The sequence below is a fragment of the Paraburkholderia sp. 31.1 genome (assembly GCF_014397645.1).
Taxonomy (GTDB): domain Bacteria; phylum Pseudomonadota; class Gammaproteobacteria; order Burkholderiales; family Burkholderiaceae; genus Paraburkholderia; species Paraburkholderia tuberum.
In genome coordinates, this window is record NZ_VZQN01000211.1 from 1 (window position 1) to 460 (window position 460).

1 pseudogene is annotated in these 460 nt (G+C 59.1%); it reads left to right on the top strand.

The window, feature by feature from the left end:
• Positions 1-460 (top strand): annotated as a pseudogene (locus tag F6X37_RS36030) (peptidase M23); the annotation flags it as partial.

Genomic DNA, 460 nt, shown 5'->3' on the forward strand with positions numbered 1-460 from the left:
TCTACGATGCCTGCCCGAGCGACGGGTACGAGATGCAGCGCTTCGGGCGTGTCCTGTCCTCGGCCGTGACCCCGCCTCCAAACCCGCAGACCTGGGTGCAGGTGACCTACGCTGCGGGGAAGCAGGGGTATATCGATATCAGCAAGGCGGAGATCAGGAAGTTATCCGATGCGGATTTCCCGTCGTTCATGGGCTGGCAGAAGATCAGCGACGCCAACACGCCATTCGATAGTAACGGGATGTGCGATATCAACGCACTGAAGAAACTGGTCAAGGATGCGGGGGATACCGGCGAGCTACCGGTGATAGAGGACATGACGGAGGCACAGAGGGCGCAAGCGCTGTCAACCTACGTGAGGATGAACGATCCGGTGCGTCAGGCACTACGCGGATTTATCTGCAACGCGCCGAGCGAATGGGATAGCAAGAACAACGAGACGCGCTACACGAAGCTGCTCGA